Source organism: Mycolicibacillus trivialis, assembly GCF_002102395.1.
GTDB classification, from domain to species: Bacteria; Actinomycetota; Actinomycetes; order Mycobacteriales; family Mycobacteriaceae; genus Mycobacterium; species Mycobacterium triviale.
Genome location: NZ_LQPZ01000004.1, coordinates 1 through 25,207 on the forward strand (window position 1 = coordinate 1; position 25,207 = coordinate 25,207).

The 25,207-nt window shown below is 72.4% G+C and carries 25 protein-coding genes; 9 read left to right on the plus strand and 16 right to left on the minus strand.

Features of this window, described 5'->3' with window-relative positions:
• Positions 1-101: 101 nt before the first annotated feature.
• Complete coding sequence (locus AWC30_RS17265; protein WP_109561864.1) at positions 102-686, plus strand: maleylpyruvate isomerase N-terminal domain-containing protein; 585 nt, start codon at positions 102-104, stop codon at positions 684-686.
• An 18-nt stretch (positions 687-704) separates the two neighbouring features.
• Here AWC30_RS17265 and AWC30_RS00200 read toward each other — a convergent pair whose 3' ends face one another.
• Positions 705-2,204: a succinyl-CoA:acetate CoA-transferase ScpC gene (locus AWC30_RS00200; protein WP_085107210.1), complete on the minus strand. Its 1,500-nt coding sequence runs from the start codon at positions 2,202-2,204 to the stop codon at positions 705-707.
• An 18-nt stretch (positions 2,205-2,222) separates the two neighbouring features.
• Positions 2,223-2,660 (minus strand): hypothetical protein, encoded by a 438-nt coding sequence (locus AWC30_RS00205; protein WP_085107212.1) that lies wholly within the window; start codon positions 2,658-2,660, stop codon positions 2,223-2,225.
• Between the two features lie 100 nt (positions 2,661-2,760).
• Between AWC30_RS00205 and AWC30_RS00210 the strand changes: the two genes are divergently transcribed.
• Genes AWC30_RS00210 through AWC30_RS00220 form a run of 3 tightly spaced genes read left to right on the plus strand, consistent with a single transcriptional unit; the run spans position 2,761 to position 4,713 of the window.
• A complete protein-coding gene (locus tag AWC30_RS00210) occupies positions 2,761-3,834 on the plus strand; it encodes an oxygenase MpaB family protein (protein WP_234807880.1) in 1,074 nt (357 codons plus the stop codon).
• Positions 3,835-3,839: 5 nt separating this feature from the next.
• Complete coding sequence (locus AWC30_RS00215) at positions 3,840-4,082, plus strand: hypothetical protein (RefSeq protein WP_275994306.1); 243 nt, start codon at positions 3,840-3,842, stop codon at positions 4,080-4,082.
• 7 nt (positions 4,083-4,089) lie between these two features.
• Positions 4,090-4,713 carry a TetR/AcrR family transcriptional regulator gene (locus AWC30_RS00220; RefSeq protein ID WP_085107216.1) on the plus strand — a complete coding sequence of 208 codons (624 nt, stop codon included), beginning with the start codon at positions 4,090-4,092 and terminating at the stop codon, positions 4,711-4,713.
• Positions 4,714-4,730: 17 nt separating this feature from the next.
• Here the strand turns inward: AWC30_RS00220 and AWC30_RS00225 are convergent, their stop codons facing one another.
• The 4 genes from AWC30_RS00225 to AWC30_RS00240 all read right to left on the minus strand — a co-directional run bounded on the left by AWC30_RS00225 (position 4,731) and on the right by AWC30_RS00240 (position 9,849).
• On the minus strand, positions 4,731-5,639 hold the full coding sequence (locus tag AWC30_RS00225; protein ID WP_085107218.1) for an SAM-dependent methyltransferase: 909 nt from the start codon (positions 5,637-5,639) through the stop codon (positions 4,731-4,733).
• Between the two features lie 141 nt (positions 5,640-5,780).
• Positions 5,781-7,523, minus strand: a complete 1,743-nt coding sequence (locus AWC30_RS00230; RefSeq protein ID WP_085107220.1) for an ATP-binding cassette domain-containing protein — start codon at positions 7,521-7,523, stop codon at positions 5,781-5,783.
• Positions 7,520-8,548, minus strand: coding sequence for a FecCD family ABC transporter permease (locus AWC30_RS00235; protein WP_207568371.1), 1,029 nt, complete (start codon positions 8,546-8,548; stop codon positions 7,520-7,522). Before AWC30_RS00235 ends, AWC30_RS00230 begins: the two co-directional genes overlap by 4 nt.
• Before the next feature lie 71 nt (positions 8,549-8,619).
• A complete protein-coding gene (locus AWC30_RS00240) occupies positions 8,620-9,849 on the minus strand; it encodes an ABC transporter substrate-binding protein (protein WP_085107259.1) in 1,230 nt (409 codons plus the stop codon).
• A 203-nt stretch (positions 9,850-10,052) separates the two neighbouring features.
• Between AWC30_RS00240 and AWC30_RS00245 the strand changes: the two genes are divergently transcribed.
• Positions 10,053-10,721 (plus strand): cation efflux transmembrane domain-containing protein, encoded by a 669-nt coding sequence (locus AWC30_RS00245; protein ID WP_372507202.1) that lies wholly within the window; start codon positions 10,053-10,055, stop codon positions 10,719-10,721.
• A 16-nt stretch (positions 10,722-10,737) separates the two neighbouring features.
• Here AWC30_RS00245 and AWC30_RS00250 read toward each other — a convergent pair whose 3' ends face one another.
• From AWC30_RS00250 to AWC30_RS00280, 7 genes are all read right to left on the minus strand, one after another.
• Entirely contained in the window at positions 10,738-11,496 is a 759-nt protein-coding gene (locus tag AWC30_RS00250) for an SDR family oxidoreductase (RefSeq protein WP_085107222.1), read from the minus strand.
• A gap of 19 nt (positions 11,497-11,515) precedes the next feature.
• Positions 11,516-12,742 (minus strand): acyl-CoA dehydrogenase family protein, encoded by a 1,227-nt coding sequence (locus AWC30_RS00255; RefSeq protein WP_085107224.1) that lies wholly within the window; start codon positions 12,740-12,742, stop codon positions 11,516-11,518.
• Positions 12,729-13,556: an SDR family oxidoreductase gene (locus AWC30_RS00260; protein ID WP_085107226.1), complete on the minus strand. Its 828-nt coding sequence runs from the start codon at positions 13,554-13,556 to the stop codon at positions 12,729-12,731. The genes AWC30_RS00255 and AWC30_RS00260 overlap by 14 nt, the downstream gene beginning before the upstream one ends.
• A gap of 125 nt (positions 13,557-13,681) precedes the next feature.
• Positions 13,682-15,850, minus strand: a complete 2,169-nt coding sequence (ctpC, locus tag AWC30_RS00265; protein ID WP_275993857.1) for a manganese-exporting P-type ATPase CtpC — start codon at positions 15,848-15,850, stop codon at positions 13,682-13,684.
• Between the two features lie 28 nt (positions 15,851-15,878).
• On the minus strand, positions 15,879-16,163 hold the full coding sequence (locus AWC30_RS00270) for a DUF1490 family protein (protein WP_085107229.1): 285 nt from the start codon (positions 16,161-16,163) through the stop codon (positions 15,879-15,881).
• 65 nt (positions 16,164-16,228) lie between these two features.
• Positions 16,229-16,912, minus strand: a complete 684-nt coding sequence (locus AWC30_RS00275; RefSeq protein ID WP_085107232.1) for a TIGR03089 family protein — start codon at positions 16,910-16,912, stop codon at positions 16,229-16,231.
• A gap of 43 nt (positions 16,913-16,955) precedes the next feature.
• Positions 16,956-18,425 (minus strand): LCP family protein, encoded by a 1,470-nt coding sequence (locus tag AWC30_RS00280; protein ID WP_085107235.1) that lies wholly within the window; start codon positions 18,423-18,425, stop codon positions 16,956-16,958.
• A gap of 127 nt (positions 18,426-18,552) precedes the next feature.
• Between AWC30_RS00280 and rfbD the strand changes: the two genes are divergently transcribed.
• Genes rfbD through manB form a run of 3 tightly spaced genes read left to right on the plus strand, consistent with a single transcriptional unit; the run spans position 18,553 to position 21,408 of the window.
• On the plus strand, positions 18,553-19,446 hold the full coding sequence (rfbD, locus tag AWC30_RS00285; protein WP_234807881.1) for a dTDP-4-dehydrorhamnose reductase: 894 nt from the start codon (positions 18,553-18,555) through the stop codon (positions 19,444-19,446).
• Complete coding sequence (locus AWC30_RS00290) at positions 19,439-20,314, plus strand: glycosyltransferase family 2 protein (RefSeq protein WP_085107237.1); 876 nt, start codon at positions 19,439-19,441, stop codon at positions 20,312-20,314. Before rfbD ends, AWC30_RS00290 begins: the two co-directional genes overlap by 8 nt.
• Entirely contained in the window at positions 20,311-21,408 is a 1,098-nt protein-coding gene (manB, locus tag AWC30_RS00295) for a mannose-1-phosphate guanylyltransferase ManB (protein ID WP_085107240.1), read from the plus strand. Before AWC30_RS00290 ends, manB begins: the two co-directional genes overlap by 4 nt.
• Before the next feature lie 106 nt (positions 21,409-21,514).
• Here the strand turns inward: manB and AWC30_RS00300 are convergent, their stop codons facing one another.
• Genes AWC30_RS00300 through cofD form a run of 3 tightly spaced genes read right to left on the minus strand, consistent with a single transcriptional unit; the run spans position 21,515 to position 24,398 of the window.
• On the minus strand, positions 21,515-22,057 hold the full coding sequence (locus tag AWC30_RS00300; RefSeq protein WP_085107241.1) for an NUDIX hydrolase: 543 nt from the start codon (positions 22,055-22,057) through the stop codon (positions 21,515-21,517).
• Entirely contained in the window at positions 22,054-23,415 is a 1,362-nt protein-coding gene (locus tag AWC30_RS00305; RefSeq protein ID WP_085107244.1) for a coenzyme F420-0:L-glutamate ligase, read from the minus strand. Before AWC30_RS00305 ends, AWC30_RS00300 begins: the two co-directional genes overlap by 4 nt.
• Complete coding sequence (cofD, locus tag AWC30_RS00310; RefSeq protein ID WP_085107247.1) at positions 23,412-24,398, minus strand: 2-phospho-L-lactate transferase; 987 nt, start codon at positions 24,396-24,398, stop codon at positions 23,412-23,414. Before cofD ends, AWC30_RS00305 begins: the two co-directional genes overlap by 4 nt.
• A gap of 329 nt (positions 24,399-24,727) precedes the next feature.
• On the opposite strand from cofD, the gene AWC30_RS18150 reads away from it, so the two are divergent.
• The gene (locus AWC30_RS18150; protein ID WP_085107250.1) at positions 24,728-25,129 is read left to right on the plus strand and encodes a WhiB family transcriptional regulator; all 402 of its coding nucleotides are present in this window, start codon (positions 24,728-24,730) and stop codon (positions 25,127-25,129) included.
• Positions 25,130-25,207 lie beyond the last annotated feature (78 nt).

Consider the following 25,207-nt stretch of genomic DNA (forward strand, 5'->3'; position numbering starts at 1 on the left):
CCGCGCCACCCGCCACCCGCCGCCCGCCGAGCGTGCGCACAGGTTCACGCTCGCGCTCGAACGTGCGCCTGCGCGCACGCTCGGGCACTACGGTGGAAGCCATGGCAGCTCAAGACAAGCGCGCCGCGGCCCGGGCAGCCCGCCACGCGTTCCTCGACACCATCGAGTCGCTCAGCGACGCCGAGTTCGATGACGGCCGCACCCTGTGTTCGGGTTGGGCCCCGCGCGACGTGCTGGGGCATCTGTTGGGCACCGCGGAGATCGGCGCGTACCTGCGGGCGCCGTGGCGCCTGCACAAGATCAACCAGGAGGCCGCCGCCGCCGCGCATCGGCGCAGCCGCGCGGAGTTGACCGCCGCCGGTCGGGCCTGGGCGGAACTGCCCACCCGCGTCGACCGGGCGCTGGCCGGGATGCTGATGGGTGATGTCGCGATGCACCACCAGGACGTGCTGCGCGGGCTGGGCCACACCCGCGAGATCCCGCCGGTGGAGGAGGCCGCCGTCTTCGCCGAGGGCATCAGCCTGACCCTGCAGAAACTGCAACCGACCCTGTTGCGCTACCGGGTGGAGCCCACCAACGGCATCGGCCGGCCGCGCGGGCGCGGCACCCCGGTGCGCGGCACCGCGGAGGCGCTCGGCCTGTGGCTGGGCGGCCGCGACATCACCGACGTCACGATCGAGCGCTGAGCCGAACCGTTCGGTCGCTCAGCCGAGCATGGTGCCGCTGTCCTGGTAGCGGCGGTGCCAGGACAGGGCGTCGGCCAGCAGGTGCGGGGTGTGCCCGCCCGGGCTCTCGCGCACGGCGCGCTGGAAGTACTCGGTGAGCGCCGGGCGGTAATCGGGATGGGCGCAGCAGTCGATGATCCGGCCAGCGCGTTGTTTGGGGGAGAGCCCGCGCAGGTCGGCCACGCCCTGCTCGGTGACGACGACGTCGACGTCGTGCTCGGTGTGGTCGACGTGGGAGACCATCGGCACGAGTGTCGAGACCGTGCCGTGGCGGGCGGTCGAGGGGCTGACGAACATCGACAGGTGGCCGTGGCGGGCGAAGTCACCGGACCCGCCGATGCCGTTCATGATCCGGCTGCCCAGCACGTGCGAGGAGTTGACGTTGCCGTAGATGTCGGCCTCGATCATGCTGTTGACCGCGATGACCCCCAGCCGCCGCACCACCTCGGGGTGGTTGGAGATCTCGGCCGGCCGCAACACGACCCGGTCACGGTAGTCGCCGGAGTTGAACGCGGTCAGCGCCCGGGCGCTCAGCGCCAGCGCGGTCGCCGAGGCCACCGTCACCAGCCCCGCGTCGAGCAGCGCGAGCATGCCGTCGGAGATCACCTCGGTGTAGGCCGTCAGGTTCTCGAACGGGCCGTCGGCGAGACCGGCGAGCACACCGTTGGCGACGTTGCCCACCCCGGATTGCAGCGGCAGCAGGCCCGCCGGGAGCCGGCCGGCGGCGACCTCCACGGACAGGAAATCCAGGACGTGTCCGGCGATGCGCCGGGAGAGCGCATCGGGCGGGGCGAAGGCGTCGTTGCCCTCGGGTGCGTGGGTCGCCACCACGGCGACCACCTTGTCCGCCGCACACCGCAACCGGGGTGCGCCGATGCGGTCGCCGGGGCTGCGGATCGGGATGTCGGGCGCGGGAAACCCCGGCGCGCAATAGATGTCGTGTAGGCCGCGCAAATTCTCCGAATGCCAGGAATTGACCTCCAGGATGACCCGGTCGGCCAGATCCAGCCAGGTCTGGTTGTTTCCGATCGAGGTGGTCGGCAGCAGTTCGCCCGCCTCGTCGATACCGGCGACTTCGATGACGGCGACGTCGAGGGGGCCGAGGAACCCGCGGCGAGCCATCGGCGCCACCCGCGAGATGTGCAGGTCGAGGTATTCGCTGCGGCCGGCGTTGATCGCGGCCCGCTCCACCGGGTCGGACTGGTAGGGCAGCCGAAGTGCGATGCCGTCGACCGCCGCCAGCGCGCCGTCGAGGTCCGGACCGGTACCGGCCCCGGTCCACACCTCGACCCGGGGCGCCCGCTCGCGCGGCGCCGCTCGGCCCATCCGGTCGGCCAGCGCCGCGAGCACCGCCTTCGGGTGCCCCGCACCGGTGAAGCCACTGGCGCCGACCGTGGCGCCGTCACCGATCAGGGTGGCGGCGTGCTGCGCCGAACACACCTTCCTGGCATAGCGGGGATCCGCGATGCCGTCGGTCACGACCCCAGCCTAATCCCGTCACTCCCGAGGCGGGTCGCGTAACTCGGTGCGCGCGAACAGATACCATCCGACGATCGCGGCGGCCAGCGCCAGGACCAGCACGACCGTCGGTGCCCAGCCCAGGCTGACGAAAACAGCGTCGCCACCCGCGGCGCTGGCCGCGACCCGCTGACGCAGTGCGATGGTCAGCATCGACAGCACCGCGCTGACCACCGCGCCGAGGAACGCTTGTCCGTAGCGGTCGCGGAGTGCGGCCACCAGCATCCACACCGCGGGGGCGCAGATGATCAGCCCGATCGGAACGGGGAACAGCCTGGCGTCGATGTCCCCGTGGCGCGTCCAGTGTCCCCACACCGACATCACCGCCGTGCCGTCGAGGGTGCGGGCGTGAAACCAGGGCAACAGGCCCGCGACCGCCACCAGTGCCGCGCCGAGGGCGGCGAAGATCCACTTCATGTCCAGAGTTTCTCAGGGCGTCACGGGACGGGGTCTTGACGGGGGTCCGTGCACGACGCAGAATCCTACACAGCGTAGGAAACGTGGAAGGAACGGTCTGGTGAGCACACTTCGCGACTGGCTGACGCTGCCGGCTGCCGAACCCGCCGAGGATTACGGGTTCTTCGGCCCCGACTCGGTCACCTGGAAGGTGTGGAGTTACCCGACGTCGCTGTCGGTGGGGTTCCAGCGGGCGGTGGTCATCGAGGAACTCGACCCGGCGCTGGTGGCCTCGGTCGACACCACCCATCAGATCTACGAGCGGCCGCGCACCCGCTACGACCGCACCCTGCGCTACTTCGCGATGGTCGCCTTCGGTGACGCCCGCTCGACCGCGGAGATCGCCGACGTGCTGGTCAAAATCCACTCCAAGGCCATCGGCACCGACCCGGTCACCGGCGCCGCCTACGACGCCAACGACCCGGCCTCTCAGCTGTGGATTCATCTCACCGCCTGGCACTCGATCCTGGTGGCCTACGAGACCTACGGCCCGGGCAAACTCACCGAGGACGAGGAGCGCCAGTACTGGGCGGAATGCGCCCGCGCCGCCGAACTGCAGACCTGCGACCCGGCGGACATCCCCGTCGACCGGGCCGGGGTGCGCGCCTACTTCGAGGCGATGAAACCACAGCTGATCGGCTCCGACATCGCCAAAAAGGCGATGAACCACCTGCTGCGCGCCGAGGTGATGCTGCCGCCGATGCCGCTGGCGTTGCGCCCGTTCACCTGGGTGATCACCGCGTTCCTGCGCCGCGGCACGCTGGCGACCATGCCGCGTTGGATGCGGGGAATGGCCGGGCTGCCCACCTCGCCACTGCTCGACGCCCTGGTGGTCCCGCCGCTCAGCGCGGCGTTCACCGTCATCAGCATGAGCACCCGGCTGCAGCTGATCCTGCTGCGACTGCTGTCCCCGACGACGCTGCCGATCGGTGCCCGGGTGCTTCGCGCGGTCCCGCCGGCCAGTCCGGTGACCACCACCCCGCGCGAAGCCCAGGCGCGTTACGGCTTCGACCCGCCCGCCGAGGCGCACCGACAGCTGCGCCGCAAGCAGCACGACCGGGTGTTCGGAACCGGGGAAGCCCCCAGCGACGAGGGCATCCGCCAATCCGAACCCGTGCTCGGCCCGGTCGGCTGACCGCGATGGCAGTGATGGACACGATCAACGAGTTCCTCGACCGTCGGCTCAGCATCCGCCAACTGCTCTACCTCGGTATCGTCGCGGGCGTGGTGGTCCTGGTCCCGTATCTCACCGTCGGGTTGATCTGGGCGATCACCCACGCCGACCACCTCGGAGCGCTGAGCGGCGCCGACAAGCTGTTCTCCGCGCTCGGCGAGGTGGTGGCCTGGCCGGTGCTGGTCATCGCCGACGTCCACCTGGTCTGATGATGTGATGGCATCGTCCGCTGCGGCATCGCGTGCCCGCGCCGAGCACCTCGGGCCGCAGCGCCGCCGCCCGCAGGTGCTCGACGCCGCCCTGGCGATCGCCGCCGCCGACGGGGTGGCGGCGGTGACGATGGCCGCCATCGCCGAGCGGATGGGGGTCACCCGACCGGTGGTCTACGCCTGCTACGGCGGCCGGGGCGAGGTGCTGGCCGCGTTGCTGGACCGCGAGACCGAGGTGATGTTGCAGCGACTGTTCACCATGCTGCCGCCGCAGCGCACCGGCTCGATCGAGCAGTTGTTCGTCGACGGCTTCCGCACCCTGCTGCAGACGGTGGCGGAACGCCCCGAGTCGTGGCGGATCATGTTCGTCGCCGACCCGGACCCGGCGCTGGCCGAGGCGGTGCGGCGGGGCCGTGCGCAGATCGCCGACCGGTTCGCGGTGGCGCTGCGGCCGCTGCTCGAACGGCGCGGCGTCACCGACATCGACCGGACCCTGCCGCCGCTGGTCGAGGTGTTCCTGGCGATCTGCGAATCCGCGGTCCGGATGATGCTCGACGGCGACTGGACCCCCGACGCGCTCGCCGCCGTCGTCGGTCCGGCCGCCTACCGGGCGCTGCGCGCCACCGGCTGACCGCAGACCGGACCTGCTCAGACCGCCGTCCGCTCGGCGGTGGTGTAGTAGTTCTGCGGCGCGATGCCGTCGGTGCGCGCCGGCACCGCGAGCCCGCTGTCGGCCACCAGCTGCGCGAAGTCGATGCGGCGGGTCCGCCAGCCCCGTTCGGTGAGGTAGTCGTCCACGTCGTGGCGTTCACCGGGATAACTCAGGTCGTCCAGCCGCACGGTCAGGCCGCGCTCGTACCAGCGGCGGTGGGTGGCCTCGATGGTCTGCTTCGACTGCGGGGAGTGCAGGAACATCTCGGTGACCAGCCGGCTGCCGGGCGCGGACAGTGCGGTGATCGCGTCGAGTAGGGCGTCCTGGGCCGGCGGCGGCAGGAACGCCAGCAGGCCCTCGGCGACCCAGGCGGTCGGCGCCGACGCGTCGAAGCCGGCCGCCCGCAGCGCCGCAGGCCAGTCCCGGCGCAGGTCGATACCGACCTCGCGGAGCGCGGCGGTGGGGGCGGCGCCCAGCTCGGCCAGGGTCGCGCTCTTGGCGGCCAGCACCCGCGGCTGGTCGATCTCGAAGACGGTCACCCCGGCCGGCCACGCCATCCGGTAGGCGCGCGCGTCCAGCCCCGACGCCAGCAGCACCACCTGGGTGGCACCGGCGGCGACGGCGTCGGTGAGGAAACCGTCGATGAACCGGGTGCGCGCGGCCAGCAGGTCGGTCATCGGCTGCATGCCCCACGGCAGGCCGGGCAGGTCCACCTCCGCGGCCCGGGATTCACCGGCCGCCCACGCGGTGAAGAAGTCGATCCCGGCGGCGCGGACCAGGGCCTCGGCGAACGGGTCGTCGATGAGCCCGGCGCGGGTGGCCCGGGCGCGCCCGGCGGCCACCATGGTGGCGGTGGCGCCGACGCTGGTGGCCGCGTCCCAGCTGTCGTCGTCGGTGCGGGCCATGGCACGCCTCCTTCACGTTGCGCTGCGCGGATCCCCCGGTTCGGCACGGCCCCGATCGTCGGGCAGATCCGGGAACACCTGCCGAACCCGGTCTCGCAACTCCAGTTCACGCCAACCGGACTGCTCACGCAACCGCTGCGGTCAGCGGCGCACCGCCCGGGGTTCGGGCCGGGCGTCCAGGGCGCAGTCGCCGCAGAGCCCGGCGTCGGGCGTGCGGTAGTACAAGCAGCAGCTGGTGCGTCGATAGGCGTTGGCATCCGGTGTGAAAACCACCGTCCCGGACAGTGTTTCGCCTTCGCAGATCGTCGACGCCAGCCGCCACGCCGGCCCGGGCGCCTCGGCGCCGCGGTGCGCGTCGTAGACACGGGCCGCCCCCATCAGCGCGGACGCGACGTTGCCGCGCAACAGTGCCGCCGAGATCGGCACCGCCTGTCGCAGCGCGGCGGCGAACGGGGTGAGGTGCCCGTCGAGCACCGCCGCGGCCAGGCCGGGCTGCGCGGCGTCGATCCGCCAGGCCCGGACCCGGGGCAGGTGCAGCCGCAGTTGCCCGTCGACCAAACGGAAGTGGACCTGGTCGGGGGACAGGTCCAGGTGCAGGCGATGGCCGATCAGCATGCCGGTCCACACCGACCACAGCCGCGCCGCCAGCCCGAGGTGGAAGGTGGAGGCCGCCACCCGCGGCTCGGGGGCGCCGATCCGGTCGGTCACACCGGCGATCGCCGCGCCGAGTCCGGTCGGGTCGGCGTACAGCGCGGACAGCGGCCGCCAATCCGGGTCGCCGGTGTCGCCGCGGCCGATGGCGAAATAGGGTCCGGTGGCGGCGACGTCGGCCAACGCGGCCTCGGCGGTGGCGGCCGGCACGCAGTGCCCGGCCGCCTGCGGCAGTGCCCGCACCAGCGGCGCCAGGGCGCCGAGGTCGGTGCGCCGGGCCGCGCCGGGGCCGGTGTGCACGGTGATCGCCGCCGGGGCGTCGGCGGCGACGACGATCTCGGCCGCGCCGGCCGAATCATGGTCCTCGACCCGCCAGCCCTCCCGGGCCAGCACCCGGCCGATCGCGGTGCGCAGCGGTTCGGCGGCCTCGATGCGGGCGGGGCGCGGCGCGGCGACGACGTCGCGCAGGACGAAGACCCCGCTGCCCGGGTCGAAGCGCAGGGTGTCGCCGTCGAAGACCGCGCCGATGTGCCCGGCGAGCATCAGTTCCTCGGGCGCCGCGTCGAGCAGCCGGCCGTCCGGGGTCATCAGCCACACCCGATCGGCCACCTGCAGCGCCAGTTCCAGGTCGTGGGTGGACATCAACACGGTGAGGTCCTGGTCGCGCGCCAACCGGTGCAGTAATTCGACGAGACCGGCCCGCGCCGACACGTCCAAGAACGCGGTCGGCTCGTCGAGCACCAGCAGGCCGGGCTGCTGGGCCAGCGCCCGGGCGGTCAGCACCCGTTGGCGCTCCCCGTCGGAGAGCTGCGCTGCCGGCCGGTCGGCCAGCGGCGCGGCCCCCACCGCGGTCAGCGCCCAGTCCACGACGGCGTGGTCGCGCGGTCGCATCCGCCCGCCCAGGCCCAGATGCGGGATGCGGCCCAGCCCGGCCAGTTCCCGGGCGGACAGCAGGCCGGGATCGACCCGCTCGGTGAGCACCACCCCGACCCGGCGGGCCCGCTCGTCGCCGGCCAGCGCGGTCAACTCGGTGCCGTCGAGGATGACCCGCCCGGCCAGGGATCGCTGGAGCCCGCACAGCGTGCGGATCAGCGTGGACTTGCCGCACCCGTTGGGGCCGAGCAGCACGGTCAGCTCGCCGCGGCGGGCCCGTGCGGTCAACCGGTCGGCCACCACGGTGTCGCGGCGCCGGTTGCGGTAGCCGACGGCCAGGTCGACCAGTTCGACGCTCATCGTTCGATACCCAGTCCGCGGCGACTGCGCAGCAACACCACGATGACGATCGGTGCGCCGACGATGGCGGTGACCGCGTTGACCGGCAGCACCGCCCCGCTGCCCGGCAACTGGCTGACCACCCCGCAGGCCAGCGCGACGGCCGCCCCCATCAGCACCGCGGCCGGGATCAACGCCCGGTGATCGGAGGTGCCGAGCGCGATCCGGCACAGATGCGGCACCACCAGCCCGAGGAACGCCACCGGCCCGCAGAACGCGGTGACCGCACCGGCCAGCAGCGCCGCCGACACGCAGGTCACCGCCCGCGCCCCCGTCACCCGGACACCCATCGTGCGGGCGTAGCCCTCGCCGAGCAGCAGGGCGTTGAGCGGGCGCACGGTCAGCGCCGCCACCGCCACCCCGGCCACGGTCAGCGGGAGCAGCAGCCGCAGGTCCGCCCAGGAGGTGCCGGCGAAGCTACCCAGACTCCACACCAGGAACTGCTGGACCCGGCGCGGATCGGCGTAGATGAGCAGCACGCTGACGATCGCGGTGCTCGCCGCGCCCACCATCACCCCGATCAGCAGCAGGGTGGCCGCCGAGCGCACCCAGCGGGCCAGACCGAGCACCAGGGCGAGCACCAGCCCGGCGCCCACCGCGGCGGCCGCCACCATCCCGGTCCGCCCGCCGCCGCCGAACCCGGCGGTGAACCCGGCGGCCGCCGAGCCGGAGCCGACGACGGTCAACGCCACCCCGAGGCTGGCCCCCGAACTCACCCCGAGCACGTACGGGTCGGCCAGGATGTTGCGGAACAGGGTCTGCATCTGCAGCCCGGCCACCGCCAGCGCGGCGCCGGCCGCGATCGCGGTCAGCACCCGCGGCAGCCGCATCGTGGTCACCACCACCTGCCAGCGCGGATCCGACGGTTCGGCGCCGAGCAGGATCCGCACGGTGTCGGCCAGCGGCACCCGCACCGGCCCGAGCGCGATGCCCAGCAGGGTGAGCACCACCACCGCGCAGCCGAGGGCCACCAGCACCGCCGGGATGCGCCCGCGCGTCGGGCGCGGCGTCGGGGCCGCCGGGGCCGGTGCCGGCACGGCCCGCGGGGCCACAGCGGTCACCCGCGCGGGACCTGGCGGTAGAACTCGAACGCGTGATCCGGTTGCAGGTCCGGGTGCAGGATCGCGATCAGGTCCGCGAGCACCAGGTCGGGGCGGGCCACTCCGCGCTCCCAGTAGTCGTTGCCGCCGGCCGGGCCGATCGCCTTGTCCGCCGACCAGACCGCCCCGTCGCGCACCGCGGCCAGTTCGCCGTAGCGGTTGTCGGCGGCCAGCGCGTCGGCCAGGGTCTCCCAGTCGGTGTTGACCAGCCAGACCGGCGCCTGGCCGGCCTCGGCGTAGACCGCTTCGAAGCTCAGCTTCAGGTTGGTGCCGGGGTCCTCGGCCCACCGGTAGGCGCCGCCGGCGTCGACGATCAGCCGCCCGGTGTACTCACGCCCGGTCGGCATCGACCAGGTGCCCTGGTCCATCGTCCCGGGCAGCACCTGCACCGGCGGGGCGGCGGCGGCCTTGTCGACCAGCACCTCGTAGTCGTTGCGCAGCCGGCCGTAGGTTTCGGCGGCCTTCTCCTCCGCGCCGGTCAGCGCGGCGATCACCTTGACCCACTCGGCGCGGCCCAGCGGGGTGTTCTCCAGCCATTCGGCGTCGGCGACCACCGCCGTGCCCGCGTCGGCGATCTTGGCGTAGCCGGGGTTGTCCAGCCCGTCGGTGAGCAGCACGTCGGGGCGTTCGGTGGCGACCAGTTCGGTGTTGATCTGCCCGCCGGGGGCGAAGTCGAGAACGTCGCCGTCGTTGATGCGGCCCCGGATCTTGTCGTTGACGACGTTGTCGGCGCCGGCCACACCGGTGACCAGCCCGGTCTTGTCCAGTTCGGCGAACATCCCCAGCTGGGTCGTCGAGCCGGAGTAGACGCTGTCGACCGGCACCTCGATGCGGGGTGCGTCGGCCAGGTCCCCGGTGAGCTCCGGGTCCGGCGCGCCGCAGTGCACCAGCACATAGGACTGCGGGGCGCCGCCGGGGTAGGGCTGGTTGACGGTCAGCACCTGGTAGCTCTTGTGGTAGCGCAGGGTGAAGTTGGTGGCGTCGACGACCGTGGACTTGGTCGGGAAGTAGTCGGTGTGCGGGTCGAAGTCGGTGATGCAGTCCCCGTCGGTCGACTTGGTCGCGGTGGTGGTCGGGGTGGTGGTGCTGCTCACGGTGCTGTCCTCGCCGGCGGGGGTTCCGCACGCGGTGGCCAGGACCGCCAGGCAGCCGGTCACCGCCGCTGCTGTCCGGAAGCTGCGTGACATGGGTCGGTCGGCTCCTTCTCGGGGCGCGCCACCCCGGTTCGGCAGGACGGTCTGATCCGATTCGGCGGTCGCCCGCGGCGACTCGCTCACCGGCGACATTGTTGCATCCGACGCACCGGCGGGGCGGCGGGCGGGTCCGCGGGCCGCCCGCCACGGGGGAACGCGAGCGGGCTCACACCGGAACTGCGACTACCATCGCCGGAGTGGAGACAGCGATCGCCTGCACCGGCGCCGACCACACGCACGCCCCGGCAACCCCCGTCCCGGACGCCGGGTGGCACCGCGCTGCGGCCTGGGCGCGGCGGCTGGCCTGGGTCACGCTGGCGTTCGTGGCCGTCGAGGGCACCGTCGGGCTCTGGCAGGGCCTGGAGTCGCAGTCGATCGCGTTGACCGGCTGGGCGCTGGGTGCGATCCCGGAGGGGCTGGCCAGCGTGATGGTGCTGTGGCGGTTCACCGGTTCGCGCACCCTGTCGCCGACCGCCGAGCGGCGCGCCCAACTCGGTGTGGCGATCTCGTTCTGGCTGCTGGCGCCCTACATCGCGATGGAATCGGTGCGGCACCTGTTCGAGGAGCGTCAGGCCGACGCCACCACCATCGGGATCGCCATCACCGTGGTGGCCCTGGTGCAGATGCCCGCCATCGGCCGGATCCAGCACAAGCTGGGCACCCGGCTGGGCTCGGCGGCCACCAAGGGCGAGGGCATCCAGAACTACCTGTGCGGCGTGCAGGCCGCCGCCGTGCTGCTCACCCTGGCGGTGACCGCGCAGTGGGCCGGCGGGTGGTGGCTGGACCCGGTCATCGGGTTGGGGGTCGCCGGTGTCGCGGTCTGGCAGGGCGTGCGGGCCTGGCGCGGCGAGGACTGCGGCTGCTGATCCGAGCGGCACCCACTCAGGACCGGACGCGCTGGGCGTCGCCGAGGCGCTGCCCGCCGTCGATCACCAGGATCTCGCCGGTCACCCACGACGCCGACGCCAGGTAGACGATGGCGGCGGCAACGTCGTCGGGTTCACCGATGCGGTTCAGCGGGGTGCTGGCCGCCACCAGCGGTTCATGGTCCTTCCACAGCAGTTCGGCCATCCGGGTGCGCACCACCCCGGGGGCGACGGCGTTGACCCGGATCGCGGGCGACAACTCCAACGCGAGCTGGCGGGTCAGATAGATCAGCGCCGCCTTGGTGGTGTTGTACATGCCCAGCCCGGCGCCGTGGGTCAGCCCGCCGATGGAGGCGGTGTTGATCACCGCGCCGCCGTGCTCGGTCATCCACGCGGTGGCGGCCAGACCGGTCCACAGCAGCGGCGCCCACAGGTTGACGTCGAAGATCTTGGCGAACCGGGCGTGGTCCTGCTCGATCAGCGGGCCGTGTGCGGGGTTGGTGCCGGCGTTGTTGACCAGGATGTCGACGCTGCCGAACCGGTCCAGGGTGGCCTCGATGCAGCGGCGGGCCGCCTCCTCGTCCACGGCGTGGGCGCCGAACCCGACCGTGGTGCCGCCGATGTGGGCGGCGGCCGTGTCGGCGGCCTCCTGGCTGCGGGAGGTCACCACCACGTCGGCGCCGGCGGCGGCCAGCGCCGCGGCGGTGGCCAGCCCGATGCCGCGGGAGGCGCCGGTGATGATCGCGGTCTTGCCGGCCAGCCGGTCGTCGGTCATTCCCTGCTCACTCCCATGCTCATCCCTTCTGCGGTCGCAGGTGGCGGTAGGCGCGCAGCTCGTTGCGCGCGATCGCCCGCTTGTGCACCTCGTCGGGGCCGTCTGCCAACCGCAGGGTGCGCAGGTGGGCGTAGGCGGTCGCCAGCGGGAAGTCCTCGGTCACCCCGGCCGCACCGTGCACCTGGATGGCCCGGTCGACGATGGTCAGCGCCATGGCCGGCGCGGCGACCTTGATGGCGGCGATCTCGGTCTGGGCGCCCTTGTTGCCGACGGTGTCCATCAGGTAGGCGGCCTTGAGGGTGAGCAGCCGGGTCATCTCGATGTCGATGCGCGCCTCGGCGATCCAGTCGCCGATGTTGGCGTTGTCGGCCAGCGGCTTGCCGAACGTGACCCGCGACTGGGCGCGCCGGCACAGCAGTTCCAGGGCGCGTTCGGCCATGCCGATCGCGCGCATGCAGTGGTGGATGCGGCCCGGGCCGAGCCGGGCCTGCGCGATCGCGAAGCCCTCGCCTTCGCCCTTGAGCACGTCGCGGGCCGGCACCCGCACGTCGGCGAAGTCGATCTCGGCGTGCCCGCCGCGGTCCTGGTAGCCGAAGACCGACACCCCGCGCAGGATGGTGAGCCCGGGCGCGTCGATCGGCACGACCATCATCGTCTGCTGCCGGTGGATCGGTGCGGTCGGATCGGTCTTTCCCATCACGATCAGCACCGTGCAATGCGGGTGTAACGCGTTGGAGGTGAACCACTTCCGGCCGTTGAGCAGGTAGTCGTCGCCGTCGCGGACCATCGACAGCTCGATGTTGGTGGCGTCGGAGCTGGCCACCGCCGGCTCGGTCATCGCGAATGCCGAGCGGATGGTGCCGGCCAGCAACGGTTCCAGGTACGTGGTGCGGTGTTCCTCGGTACCGAACAGCTCGAGCACCTCCATGTTGCCGGTGTCCGGGGCGCTGCAGTTGCACGCCTCCGGTGCCAGCGGGCTGCGGCCCATGATCTCGGCCAGCGGCGCGTACTCCAGGTTGGTCAGCCCGGCACCGGTCTGCGGATGGGGATGAAACAGGTTCCACAGCCCGCGCCGCCGCGCCTCCGCCTTCAGTTCCTCGACGACCGGCGGCTGGACGTGCGGGTCGGCGGTCTCGGCCATCTGGTGGGCGTAGACCGACTCGGCGGGGTAGACGTGGTCGGCCATGAACCCGCTCAGCCGGTCCTGCAGCTCCCGGGCCCGATCGGAGAGGTCAAACAGTGCCATCGGAGTCCTCCAGCAACATCGCCTGGTAGCGGCGCATCCCGCGCAGCCAACGGTCGTAGTCGGATGCCTTCTGCGCGAACATCTGCGCCACCTGCGGGTGCGGCAGGATCAGGAACGTCTCGTCTTCGATGGCCGTCAGCACGTCGCGGGCGACCCGGTCGGGGGAGAGCACCTCGCCGGCGGCGGTGACCGCGCGGGTGGCGGCGGCGCCGATGGGGTCACCGGAGTGCTGACCGGCGTAGAGCAACGGAGTCTCCACACCCATCGGGCACAGACAGCTGACCCGCACACCGCGGTCGCCGTAGGTGACCGCCAGCCATTCGGCGAACCCGACCGCCGCGTGCTTGGTGACGGCGTAGGCGGCGCCGCCGATCTGGGTGAGCAGCCCGGCCGCCGAGGCGGTGGCGACGAAGTAGCCCGCACCGCGCTCCAGCCACTGCGGCAGGAGTTGTTCGGCGGCCCGGACGTGGGCGCGCAGGTTGACCGCCAGCGCGACATCCCAGTCGGCGTCGGCGCCCAGCCCGGGCGCACCCATGGTGCCCGCGTTGGCGAAGTACAGGTCGACCGGCCCGAAGTTCTGCTGCGCGGTTGCGATCAGGCCGGCGATCGCCGCGCTGTCGGTCACGTCGGCGCCGACGGCGATCGCGGCCTGCGGATGGGTGGCGGTGATCGCGGTGGCGGCGTGGTGGGCGGCGGCCTCGTCGATGTCGGCGAGCACCACCTTCGCCCCCGCGGCAGCCAGCGCCGCGCCGATCGCGGCGCCGATCCCGCCGCCGCCGCCGGTCACGATGGCCACCCGTCCGGTGATCCTCATCGGCGGGCCACCGGTGCCCGGGTGGCGTGGGGGGCGCGGCCCGCTGCGGCCTCGACGACGATCACACACCCTCCTGACGGTGGCGGGGCGGAGGCGCGGCGGCCCCCGCGGGGTCGCCTTCCTTCCTATCCTGCTGCGGGCAGCGCGGGTGCGGTATTGGCCGATCCGGCGCCGGCGGGCAGCCGGTAGCGGATCAGTCGGGAGCTGTTGGCCACCACCGCCACCGAGGACGCGTTGTGCAGGATCGCGGCCAGCACCGGGGACAGCGCGCCGCCGGCGCCGATGAGCAGGCCGGCCGCGTTGACCGCGATCGACATGCCGTAGTTCTGCCGGATCACGTCCACCGCGCGGGCCCCGAGGTCGCGGACGTCGAGCAGGCGGCGCAGGTCGTCGTTGGCCAGCGCCACGTCGGCGGTCTCCACCGCGACGTCGGTGCCGGCCAGGCCCATCGCGATGCCGATGTCGGCGGCGGCCAGTGCGGGCGCGTCGTTGATCCCGTCACCGACCATCCCGACCACGAAGCCGTCGTCCTGCAGGGCACGGACCACTTCGAGTTTGTCCTCGGGCAGCACCTCGGCGCGCCATTCGTCGATGCCGAGTTCGGCGGCGACGGCGGCGGCGGTCTGCGGGTGGTCGCCGGTGAGCATCACGATGCGGCGGATGCCCTGCGCGCGCAGCTTGGTGAGCACCTCGGTGGCCTCGGGGCGCACCTCGTCGCGCAGGCTGATCAGGCCGACGAACACGCCGTCGACGGCCAGCAGCAGCGGGGTCTCGGCCTGCCTGCGCAGCTTCTCGATCCAGCGGGTGGCCTCGGCGGGCACCGTGACGTTCTCGGAGGCCAGCAGCGACGGGCTGCCCAGCAGCAGGATGCGGCCGTCGGCCCAGGTGCGCATGCCCAACCCGACGAGCACCTCGCACTCCTCGTGCGCGGGGATGGTGATGTGGCGTTCCTCGGTGGAGCGGATCACCGCTTCGGCCAGCGGGTGCCGCGAGTGGATCTCCGAGCTCGCCGCGTAGGCGAGTACTTGCTCGGGTTCCCAGTCCGGGTGCAGCGCAACGATATTGGTGACCACTGGGCGCCCGACGGTCAGGGTGCCGGTCTTGTCGAACACGATGGCGTCGACCCGGCCGGCCTGCTCGAGGTGCGAGCCGCCCTTGATCAGGATGCCGCGGCGCGCACCGTTGCCGATCGCGGCGCTGATCGCGGTGGGAGTGGCCAGGCCGACCGCGCACGGGCAGGCCACCAGCAGCATGGTCATCGCCCGGCGGACATCACCGGTGACCAGCAGGGTGGCGGCGGACAGGATGAACGACGCCGGCACGAAGCGGCGGGAGAAGTTCTCGCCGATGGTCTGGATCGGGGCCCGGTCGTTCTGGGCCTCCTCGACGCGGCTGATGATCCGCCCGATGACGGTCTGGCTGCCCACGGCGCGGGCGCGGACCACCAGACGCCCACGCATCACCACCGAACCGGCGTGCACGCGGGCCCCGACGGTGACGCTGACCGGCAGGGTCTCGCCGGTGATCGCGGACTGGTCGACGACCGCCTCGCCGTCGACGATCTCGCCGTCGACCGGCAGGGCCACCTGCTCGTGGATGACCACCTCGTCGCCGACCTGCACGGTGTCGATGGGTACCTGCACCTCGGTGCCGTCGGCCAGCCGCAGCCAGGCGGTGTCCTGCTGGCCGCGCAGCAGCTCGGAGATCGCGCGACGGGTGCGACGCAGGGTCAGATCCTGCAGGTACTCGCCGATGTTGAGCAGCCACAGCACGGTGAGCGCGACGACGTTCTCGCGCAACACCAGGCTGGCGACGGTGGCCGCCGACACCAGCGCGTCGGTGCCGGCCCGTCCGGACCGCAACGAGCGCAGCGCACCGCGCAGGAACGGGTAGCCGGTGAAGATGGTCACGCCGGTGGCGGCCAACCGTCCCGACGTGCCCAGCAGCGGCGGGCGGGCGAACACGTAGCGGCGCACGCCCAGCAGTGCCAGTGCCGCACCGCCGACCGCCATCCGCAGCAGATCGGTGTTGCGGACGTCGGCGGAGCGCGGCTGGCGCGCCGGGATCAGTTCGGCCGCAACGTGTTCGGCTTCGCCGATCGCGGCCAGTAGCGCGGACCTGTCGGTGCGGGCCGGCGAATACCAGACCACCACCGACCCGGTCCGCGGGTAGGCGTGCACGGTGCGCACCCCGGCCAGTTTGTCGACCGCTTCCTCCACGGCGACCGCGCGGCGGGTGTCGCCGCGCAGCCAGCCGACCTGGACCCGCAGTCGTCCGGCCGCATCGGAGCGCAGAACCGGTGCGGTGTCGGTGCCCACCGGCTCAGTGCTCGTGGTCGTGATCGGTTGCTTCGAGGGTGGGGGCGGGCGCCTCCTCGCCGAGCCGTTCGCGTGCCTCGGCCACCACGTCGGCGACCCGCAGCCGCGCGGATTCGGCGACCTCCTCGGCGCGGCGGGTGCCGCGCAGGCTCCATTCGGTGGCCGTCACCGCGGTCTCGTGGATCGGTGCCTTGGCCAGCGCCTTCTTCAGCGCCTCGTACGCCGTGACGCCGACCACACCGGTGACCACCGTGGTCGCCGCCTTCCCCAACAGGCCGTATGCCGCCATCGATATCCCTCTCGCGTCGCGCCGAATCCGATACCGACCGACCCTAGCATTGAAACATTGCTATATCAACATATGTTGGTGCGGGTGACCTTCTCGGTCTCCTGCCGCCGGGACATCGCCTGCGGGTCGGGGTGGGCCACCTGGACCAGCGACCCGCCCACCGACAACACCGCGAGCAACCGGTCCACCAACTCCGCTGCGCTGTCCCAGCTCCCGGTGGACAGCACCCGGTCGTCGCCGGTCAGGTGGTGGGCGGTCGCGGAGCGCTGCACTTCGGCCAGCAGGTCGGTCACCGAACGGCCGCTCAGCGCCGGGCCCGGCGCCGGCTCGGCGGCGATCTGGTCGCCGTGCACCCGCACCGCGGTCGCATAGTCGGTCACCCCGATCGGCAGGTCGGCCACCGGCCGGCCGAACGGGTCCAGCGACAGCACCGCCACCTCACCGTCGCCCGCCGCGGCGTCGGCCTCCTCGAGGCGATCGAGGGTGCACAGCGCGACCTCGGCCGCACCGCCCTCCAGGACCACCTCCGCGCCGATCCACCACGCCCCGAACAGCACCGCGGCGGTCTGCCAATGGGCGGGCAGCAGCACCGCCACCCGGTCGCCGGGACCGGCGCCGAGTTCCTCGCGCAACAGGTTGCCGGACTTGGCCGCCCAGTTCGCCAGGGTGGCGGCCGACAACTCGATCCGTTCGCCGGTGGCGTCGTCGTAGTAGGTGATGCGCGGGCCGACCGGGTCGGCGCGCAGCATGGGCTCCAGAATCGCTCCGCTGACCGTCGTCACGGCCCTCAGGCTAGTTGACGCACTTGGGGTCCGCCGAGCCCGCGGTGAGGATCGGTGAGGGCGGCGGCGGGGCCGCGTCCTGCTGGTAGCCGGCCTCGGAATAGCCGCCGCTGTCGGCGCTCGCGATGTAGCCGCCGTCGGAGCCCGGACCGGTGTAATCGGCGGCCAGCAGCACCCGCACGGTGCGCGGCGGCAGCGAGCTGTCGGCGACGACGTGCAGGCCTCCGAGTTCCTCGGCGACCGCCTGCACGCCCAGATCGCCGCTGTCGGCGGCCTGGACCTGACTGGTGGTCACCGGGGCGCCCTCGTTGTTGGCCACCGTGGCGGTGTTGAACCCCTTGGCCGCAAGCACATCGGAGACCGCGGCGGCCAGGCCGTTGATGTCGGTGTCGTTGAACACGCTCACGGTGGTGTCGGCCGGGGAGTAGGCCAACTCGGCGGTCTTGCCCTCATCCTGGTCGTGCAGCAGCCCGCGCACCCACTCGGCGACCTCGTGCGGGTCCACCTGCACCACACTGTGCATGCCGTCGTCACTCCAGCCGTTCTCGCGGATGACCGGGATGGTGGCGAACGCGACGTTGCCGGCGGACAGTTTCTGCAGCTGGGTGGCGAAATCCATGATGTCCCAGCCGGAGGAGATCACCACTGAGCGCTGGATGGCATGCTGCAGCTGGTTCATGGTGGACGGGCTCGACAGGGTCTTGCCGGAGATCACCTTGTGGGCCAGCTCGGCCATCACGGCCTGTTGGCGCACGACCCGGTCCAGGTCACCGCGGGGCAGGTCGTGGCGTTGGCGCACGAAGCTCAACGCCTCGGCGCCGCTGAGCCGTTGCCAGCCGGCCGGGAAGTCCGCCCCGGACAACGGTTCGTAGACCGGCTCTTTGAGGCAGACCTCGACCCCGCCGAGCGCGTCGGTGATCAACGCGAACCCCAGCAGGCCGATCTCGGCGTAGTGGTCGACGGTCACACCGGTCAGGTCGGTGACGGTCTGGATCAGCGCCTCGCGGCCCGCATCGACGGCCCGGTACTCCACTTCCGGGTCGGTGTAACCGGCGTCGACCAGCCGTTCACGCTCACTGAGTTTCACCTCGCCGTAGACGCCGTTGATCTTGGTCTTGCCCAAACCCGGTGCCGCGACGTAGGAGTCGCGGGGGATCGAGATCGCCGTCGCCGACTTCCCGTTGTTGGGGATGCGCACCAGGATGATGGTGTCGGTGTTGGTCGCCTCCTCGTCGCCGGCCCGCAGCATCGACAACTCCTGCGCGGTCAGCGGGTTTCCGTGCGCGTCGGTGCGGCTGTCGCTGCCGACCAGCAGGATGTCGATGGCACCGTCGTCGCCGCCCTGACCGAGCAACGGGCTGGACATGTGGAAGATGCCGCCCTCGAACGACCGGATCGTGGTCCAGGCCACGCCGGTGCCGAGTACGACCGCGACGGCGGCAACCGTGGCGATGACGCGGGCCAGACGCTCCGTGGGCATCGATTCAGGTTACTGCGCACCCGGCCGCATTCCCGGTAGCGACGGACGGCGTGCCACACTTGTGACCTCCGGCGACGACCTTGTGCCGGGCAAGCAGCGAGCCGGTGAACGAGGAGGCGCGGCAGCGGTGTCCCGATCCGACAGGCTGGTGATCACCGGGGCGGGGGGGCAGCTGGGCACGGCGCTGATCGCCGAAGTGGCCCGGCGCGGGCGCCCAGCGGCGGCCTTCACCTCCGCGGAATGGGACATCACCGACCCGGCGGCGGCCGCCGACCGGATCCGGCCCGGCGACATCGTGGTCAACTGCGCCGCCTACACCGACGTCGACGGAGCCGAGACCGATCGGCAACGCGCCGAGGCGGTCAACGCCACCGGCCCCGGTCTGCTGGCGGCGGCGTGCGCGCGCGCCGGTGCCGGGTTGCTCCACGTCTCCACCGACTACGTGTTCAGCGGCGATTTCTCCGGCGCGCCACCGCACCCGTACCGGCCGCAGGACCCGACCGGCCCGCTCAACGTCTACGGGCAGACCAAGCTGGCCGGGGAGCGCGCCGTGCTGGCGGCGCTGCCGCAGGCCCGCGTCGTGCGCACGGCCTGGGTGTACACCGGCGGCACCGGAACCGACTTCGTGGCCGCGATGCGCCGGCTCGCGGCCGGCTCCGAGCCGGTGGAGATGGTCGACGACCAGGTCGGCTCGCCGACCTACGTCGCCGACCTGGTCGCCGCACTGCTGCGGATCGCCGACGAGGAGCCCGGCGCCGGCGCGCCGATCCGGCACGCCGCCAACGCCGGCGCGGTGAGCCGGTTCGAGCAGGCCCGTGCGGTGTTCGCCGAGGTCGGCGCCGATCCGGCGCGGGTGCGTCCGGTGCCCAGCGACCACCGCCCGCGCCCGGCCCGCCGACCGCGCTACTCCGCACTGGCGGGCGACGCGACCGCCCCGTTGCGCGGCTGGCGGGAGGCGCTGGCCGCGGCGCTGGCGGACCGGGCCCCCTCCTCGACCCTCTATCCTCAACGCCGTGAGTGACGTGCTGCCGGTGGTGACGGTGACCTATTCGCCGGGGACGCACCTGGACCGGTTCCTGGCGTCGTTGTCGCTGGCCACCGACCGGCCGGTGCGGGTGGTGATGGCCGACAACGGCTCCACCGACGGCGCCCCGCAGGCCGCGTTGCGCGACCACGAGGGCGTCACCCTGTTCGACACCGGCGGAAACCTCGGTTACGGCACCGCGATCAACCGGGCGATGGCGCAGGTCGATCCCGCGGCGGAGTTCGTGGTGGTGGCCAACCCGGACGTCCAGTGGGGCCCGGGCAGCATCGACGCACTGCTGGCCGCCGCGCAGCGGTGGCCGCGGGCGGCCGCCCTCGGGCCGCTGATCCGCGACCCGGACGGCTCGGTGTACCCGTCGGCCCGCCAGCTGCCCAGCCTGATCCGGGGCGGTATGCACGCGGTGGTCGGCCCGGTGTGGCCGCGCAATCCGTGGTCGCTGGCCTACCGCCAGGAACGCCTGGAGCCCAGCGAACGCACGGTCGGCTGGCTGTCCGGGGCCTGTCTGCTGGTGCGGCGCAGCGCCTTCGACGGGATCGGCGGGTTCGACGAGCGCTACTTCATGTACATGGAGGACGTCGACCTCGGCGACCGACTGGGCCGGGCCGGCTGGCAGAACGTCTACGTCCCCTCTTCGGAGGTACTGCACGACAAGGGGCATTCCACCGGTCGGGACCCGGCCCGCAACCTGGCCGCGCACCACCGCAGCACCTACATCTTCCTGGCGGACCGGCACCCGGGCTGGTGGCGGGCACCGCTGCGCTGGACCATGCGCGGCGCGCTTGCCGCCCGGGCCCGCGCGGTGGTGCGCAGTTCGCGACGCAGAGCGGCGAAAGGACGGCGATGACGACGAAGTTGAATGCCGGGGGCGCCGACGTCGACGCCGTGGTGCTGGTCGGCGGGAAGGGCACCCGGCTGCGTCCGTTGACGCTCTCGGCGCCCAAGCCGATGCTGCCGACCGCCGGGCTGCCGTTTCTGACCCATCTGCTGTCCCGCATCGCCGAATCCGGGATCGAGCACGTGATCCTGGGCACGTCCTACAAGCCCGACGTGTTCGAGACCGAGTTCGGTGACGGCTCCAAGCTCGGTCTGCAGATCGAGTACGTGACCGAGGAGGTGCCGTTGGGCACCGGCGGCGCCATCGCCAACGTGGCCCCGAAACTGCGCCACGACACCGCGATGGTGTTCAACGGCGATGTCCTCTCCGGCGCCGACCCCGCCGAACTGCTTGCGGCCCACCGGGAGAAGAACGCCGACGTGACGCTGCACCTGGTGCGGGTGGGCGATCCGCGTGCGTTCGGGTGCGTGCCCACCGACGAGAACGGCCGGGTGACCGCGTTCCTGGAGAAGACCGAGGATCCGCCGACCGATCAGATCAACGCCGGCTGCTACGTGTTCTCCCGGGAGATGATCGACCGGATCCCGCGCGGGCGGGAGGTCTCGGTGGAGCGGGAGGTCTTCCCCGCCCTGCTGGCCGACGGTGAGGTCGAGGTCTGCGGTCACGTCGACGCCACCTACTGGCGGGACATGGGCACCCCGGAGGACTTCGTACGAGGCTCGGCGGACCTGGTGCGCGGGCTGGCGCCGTCGCCGGCACTGGCCGGCCAGCGCGGTGAGAAGCGGGTGCACGACGGCGCCGCGGTCTCCCCGGGCGCGGTGTTGATCGGCGGCACCGCGGTCGGCCGCGGCGCCGAGATCGGCCCCGGGGTGCGCCTCGACGGGGCGGTGATCTTCGACGGCGCCCGCATCGAGGCGGGTGCGGTGATCGAGCGGTCCATCATCGGGTTCGGCGCCCGGGTCGGCCCGCGCGCCCTGATCCGCGACGGGGTGATCGGCGACGGCGCGGACATCGGCGCGCGTTGCGAACTGCTGCGCGGGGCCCGGGTCTGGCCAGGGGTGGCGATCCCCGACGGCGGGATCCGCTACTCATCGGACGTGTGAGCGGCCGGAGCGGCGGGGCGGGGGACAATCCCGGCCCCGAGTGAAGGCTGACGGCGGTGAAACCGCGAAAATGCCGCCCTAGAACATCATTCGCGATACCGACCGGTCAGCGGCCGCGGTGAACGGCGGTCGCCACCAGATACGACAATGCCGCATCGGTGCCGTCCGGCAGGGCGTCGACCGGCCACCAGCGCAGGTCGAGCGACTCCTCGCTGATCCCGATCGTCGCGTCGGCGGGGGCGCGGGCGACGAACTGCAGGTCGAGGTGGCGGGTCGGCACACCCAGCGAACAGGTCACCGGGTGGACGTGGATCGCGGTCAGTCCGGCGTCGAGCGCCAGTCCGGCGATGCCGGACTCCTCGGCGGCCTCGCGCAGCGCGGCGTCGAAGATGTCGCGGTCGTCGTGCTCGCAGTGCCCGCCGAGTTGTACCCAGCGGCCCAGCCGCGGGTGCAGGGTCAGCAGCACCCGCCCGCCGGTGTCGTCGAGCACCAGCGTGGAGGCGGTGATGTGGCCGGGCACGCATTCGCGGGCGCAGGCGTCTTCGCGGGCGTGCAGGAAGCTCAGGACGGCATGACGCAACGCGTCCTGGCCGGCATCGGGTGCGGGCCAGTCGGTGAGCAGCCGGATCGCCGAATCCCGCACGCTCATTTGTGCACCAGCAGTTTCTCGGTGGCGGCGGGGGGGCGCGGCTGCGCCGGGGTTTCGGGATCGTCGTCGGGATAGCCGACGGCGATGGCGCCCAACGGTTCCCAGTCCCGAGGTAGGTCGAGTTCGGCGCGCACCACGTCGGCGGCGAAGATCGTCGAGCCGATCCAGCAGCTGCCCAGCCCGCGCACCGCCAACCCCACCAGCAGCCCCTGCACGGCGGCGCCGACCGCCACGGTGAACATGGTGTGCTCGGCGGTGGTCCGCGCCGGGTCGGGATAGTGGTGCGCGCCGTCGGGGACCAGGAACGGGATGACGACTTCCGGCGCGTCATAGAGGATCCGGCCGCGCGCCACCCGCCGTTCGATGGACTCGGGTGACTTGCCGTCGCCGGCCAGGTCGGCGCGCCACCTGGCGGCCATCGCATCCAGCAGCCGGGTACGCAGTGCCGGGGTGCGCAGCCACACGAACCGCACCGGGCGGGTGTGGTGCGGCGCGGGGGCGGTGAGCGCGTCGGCGACGGCCTCGGTGAGCAGCTGCTCGGGTACCGCGGTGGCGGCGAACCGGCGCACCGACCGGCGCATCAGCAGGGCCTGTTTGCGGCCCAGCTCCAGCGCTTCGGCGGTGCCGAGCCAGAACAGGTCGTCGGTGCCGCGCCGGATCAGCGCCTGCGCGGTGGAGCCGTCGTCGGCCGCCGCCAGCCCGCGCAGCACCGCCACCGGGATCCCGGTGAGCTTGCCCTTGACCAGGTCGGCGGCCGCGGCGATCTCGTCGGCCACCGCGATCTCGGTGACCAGCAATTCGTTTCCGTGCCGGTCGGACGCCCCGGCGTAGCCGTGCAGCACCGGAACCCCGGCGGCCCCGATCGCGACGTCGATCTGCCCGTTGCGCCAGGCCCGGCCCATGGTGTCGGTGATCACCACCCCGACCGTCACGCCGAGCAGCGCGCGCAGCCGGTCGCGCAACCCGGCAGCCGAACCGTCTGGATCGGTCGGCAGCAGCGCCAACTCCTCGGCGCCGACGTTCGACCCGTCCACACCTGCGGCGGCCTGCACCAACCCGATCCGGTTCTCGGTGATCAGGGTGCGTCCCTTGCGGGCGAGCACCCGAACAGCTTCCTGTTCGATCAACGTGCGCCGCAGCGCATCCCGCTCCTCGGGATCGCGGGGCGCAGTCACCATGCGGCCCTCGCACTTGGAGACGACCTTGCTGGTGACCACCACGATGTCGCCGTCGCGCAGCCACGGGGCGGCGTCGGCGAGAGCGGCCGCGAGGTCGTCGCCGGGGCCGAACTCGGGCAGGCCCGGGACCGGCAGCAGTTCCAGGGAAGCGGCGCTGCCGTGCTCGGCGGGTTCGCTCACATCGACACCCCCGCGAGGTCGAGGCCCGCCCTGACCATGGCCGCCGTCGCATCCGGATCGGTCATCAGCAGCGGTGCGGCGCGCACGGTGACACCGTCGATCTCGGCGTCCTCGCCCTCGTGGACGAGCCAGTAGTCCAGGATCCCGGTCGCGCGCCGCGATCCGTACAGCTCACCGACGGCGGCGGCGGTGGTCGGGACCCCGATCGTCTCCAGGCAGATGTCGGCCATGCCGCGCACCGGTTTTCCCGAGACGATGGGGGAGTAGCCGACGACGGGGGCCGGGGTGGAGCGCAGCGCCCCGCGGATGCCGGGCACGGCCAGGACCGCGCCGATGGAGACCACCGGGTTCGACGGCGCAAGCAACACCACGTCGGCCTCGGCGATCGCCTCGGCCACCCCGGGCGCGGCGGTGGCGCCCTCGGCGCCGACGAAGGCGAAACTGTGGGTCGGCACCTTGGCGCGATGCCGCACCCACCACTCCTGGAAGTGGATGGCGCGCTGGGCACCGTCGTCGGGATCGGTGATGACCACGTGGGTCTCGCAGCGGTCGTCGCTGGCCGGCAGCAGGCGCGCGCCCAGCGGCCAGCGGTCGCTGAGCGCGGCGGTGATCTGGGAGAGCGGGTAGTCCGCCCGCAACATCTGGCTGCGCACCAGGTGGGTGGCCAGATCGCGGTCGCCGAGCCCGAACCAGTCCGGTTGCACGCCGTAGCGGGCCAATTCCTCTTTGGCGTTCCAGGTTTCGTCGCGATGCCCCCAGCCGCGCTCGGGGTCGACGACGCCGCCCAGGGTGTACATGCAGGTGTCGAGGTCGGGGCAGATGCGCACCCCGTGCATCCAGGCGTCGTCGCCGACGTTGACGACCGCGGTCAGTTCGTGGGCCGGGTCGTCACCGGTGCCGAACCGCCCGAGTCCGAGCAGGCGCTGCACGCCGAGCAGGAAGCGGGCGCCGCCGACGCCGCCGACCAGTACCGTGATCTTCACACCGCACGACAGTACTGCCCGTCCCGCGGGCGCGACCGCGGGCCGCAACGCCCGGCGGCGGGCTGGCGAAGTGGTGATGTGGTCAACATGACACCGACTCGCCGATCACGGACACGCCCGGGTTCGGTTACGAGATGATATGGAAACGCGGCCGAAGGCTTGACCCGAGCAGCCATCCCGTGTCTAATCACATCAGTGTCATTTCGCGGTTGGCCTGCCGAAATCGGTGTCGCAGACCGAGTTTCGATCACGTGTTCGAAACGAAGTGGCCGGACATCACACACAGTGGGCGTAGTGAGACCAACGAGACCAGGGTGAGGAGGCGGAGCGTGTCGATCGAACACCTTCCGGGCGTCACGGGACCAGAACCGCACACTAATACCGATTCGCCGACCACGGGGGGAACGACACGACCGCATCTGAGCCTGGTGTCCGAACCGGTCACCGGCGCGTTCGGGGCCGGCTTCGACGCGGGCTTCGACGCGGACCCGTTCGACCCGAGCACCGCGACCCGGGAGGAGTGGCAGGACCAGGCGCTGTGCGCCCAAACCGACCCGGAGGCCTTCTTCCCGGAGAAGGGCGGGTCGACCCGGGAGGCCAAGAAGATCTGCCAGCGCTGCCCGGTGCGCGGCGAATGCCTGGAGTACGCCCTGGCCCACGACGAACGGTTCGGCATCTGGGGCGGGCTCTCCGAGCGTGAGCGCCGTCGCCTCAAGCGCGGCATCGTCTAGATGTTGTGACCTGAGACGTTGTTGTCAGGCGGCGAGTCGGCTGATGGGTGGTTTCCCGCCGAGGGCGGAGTGGCCTCG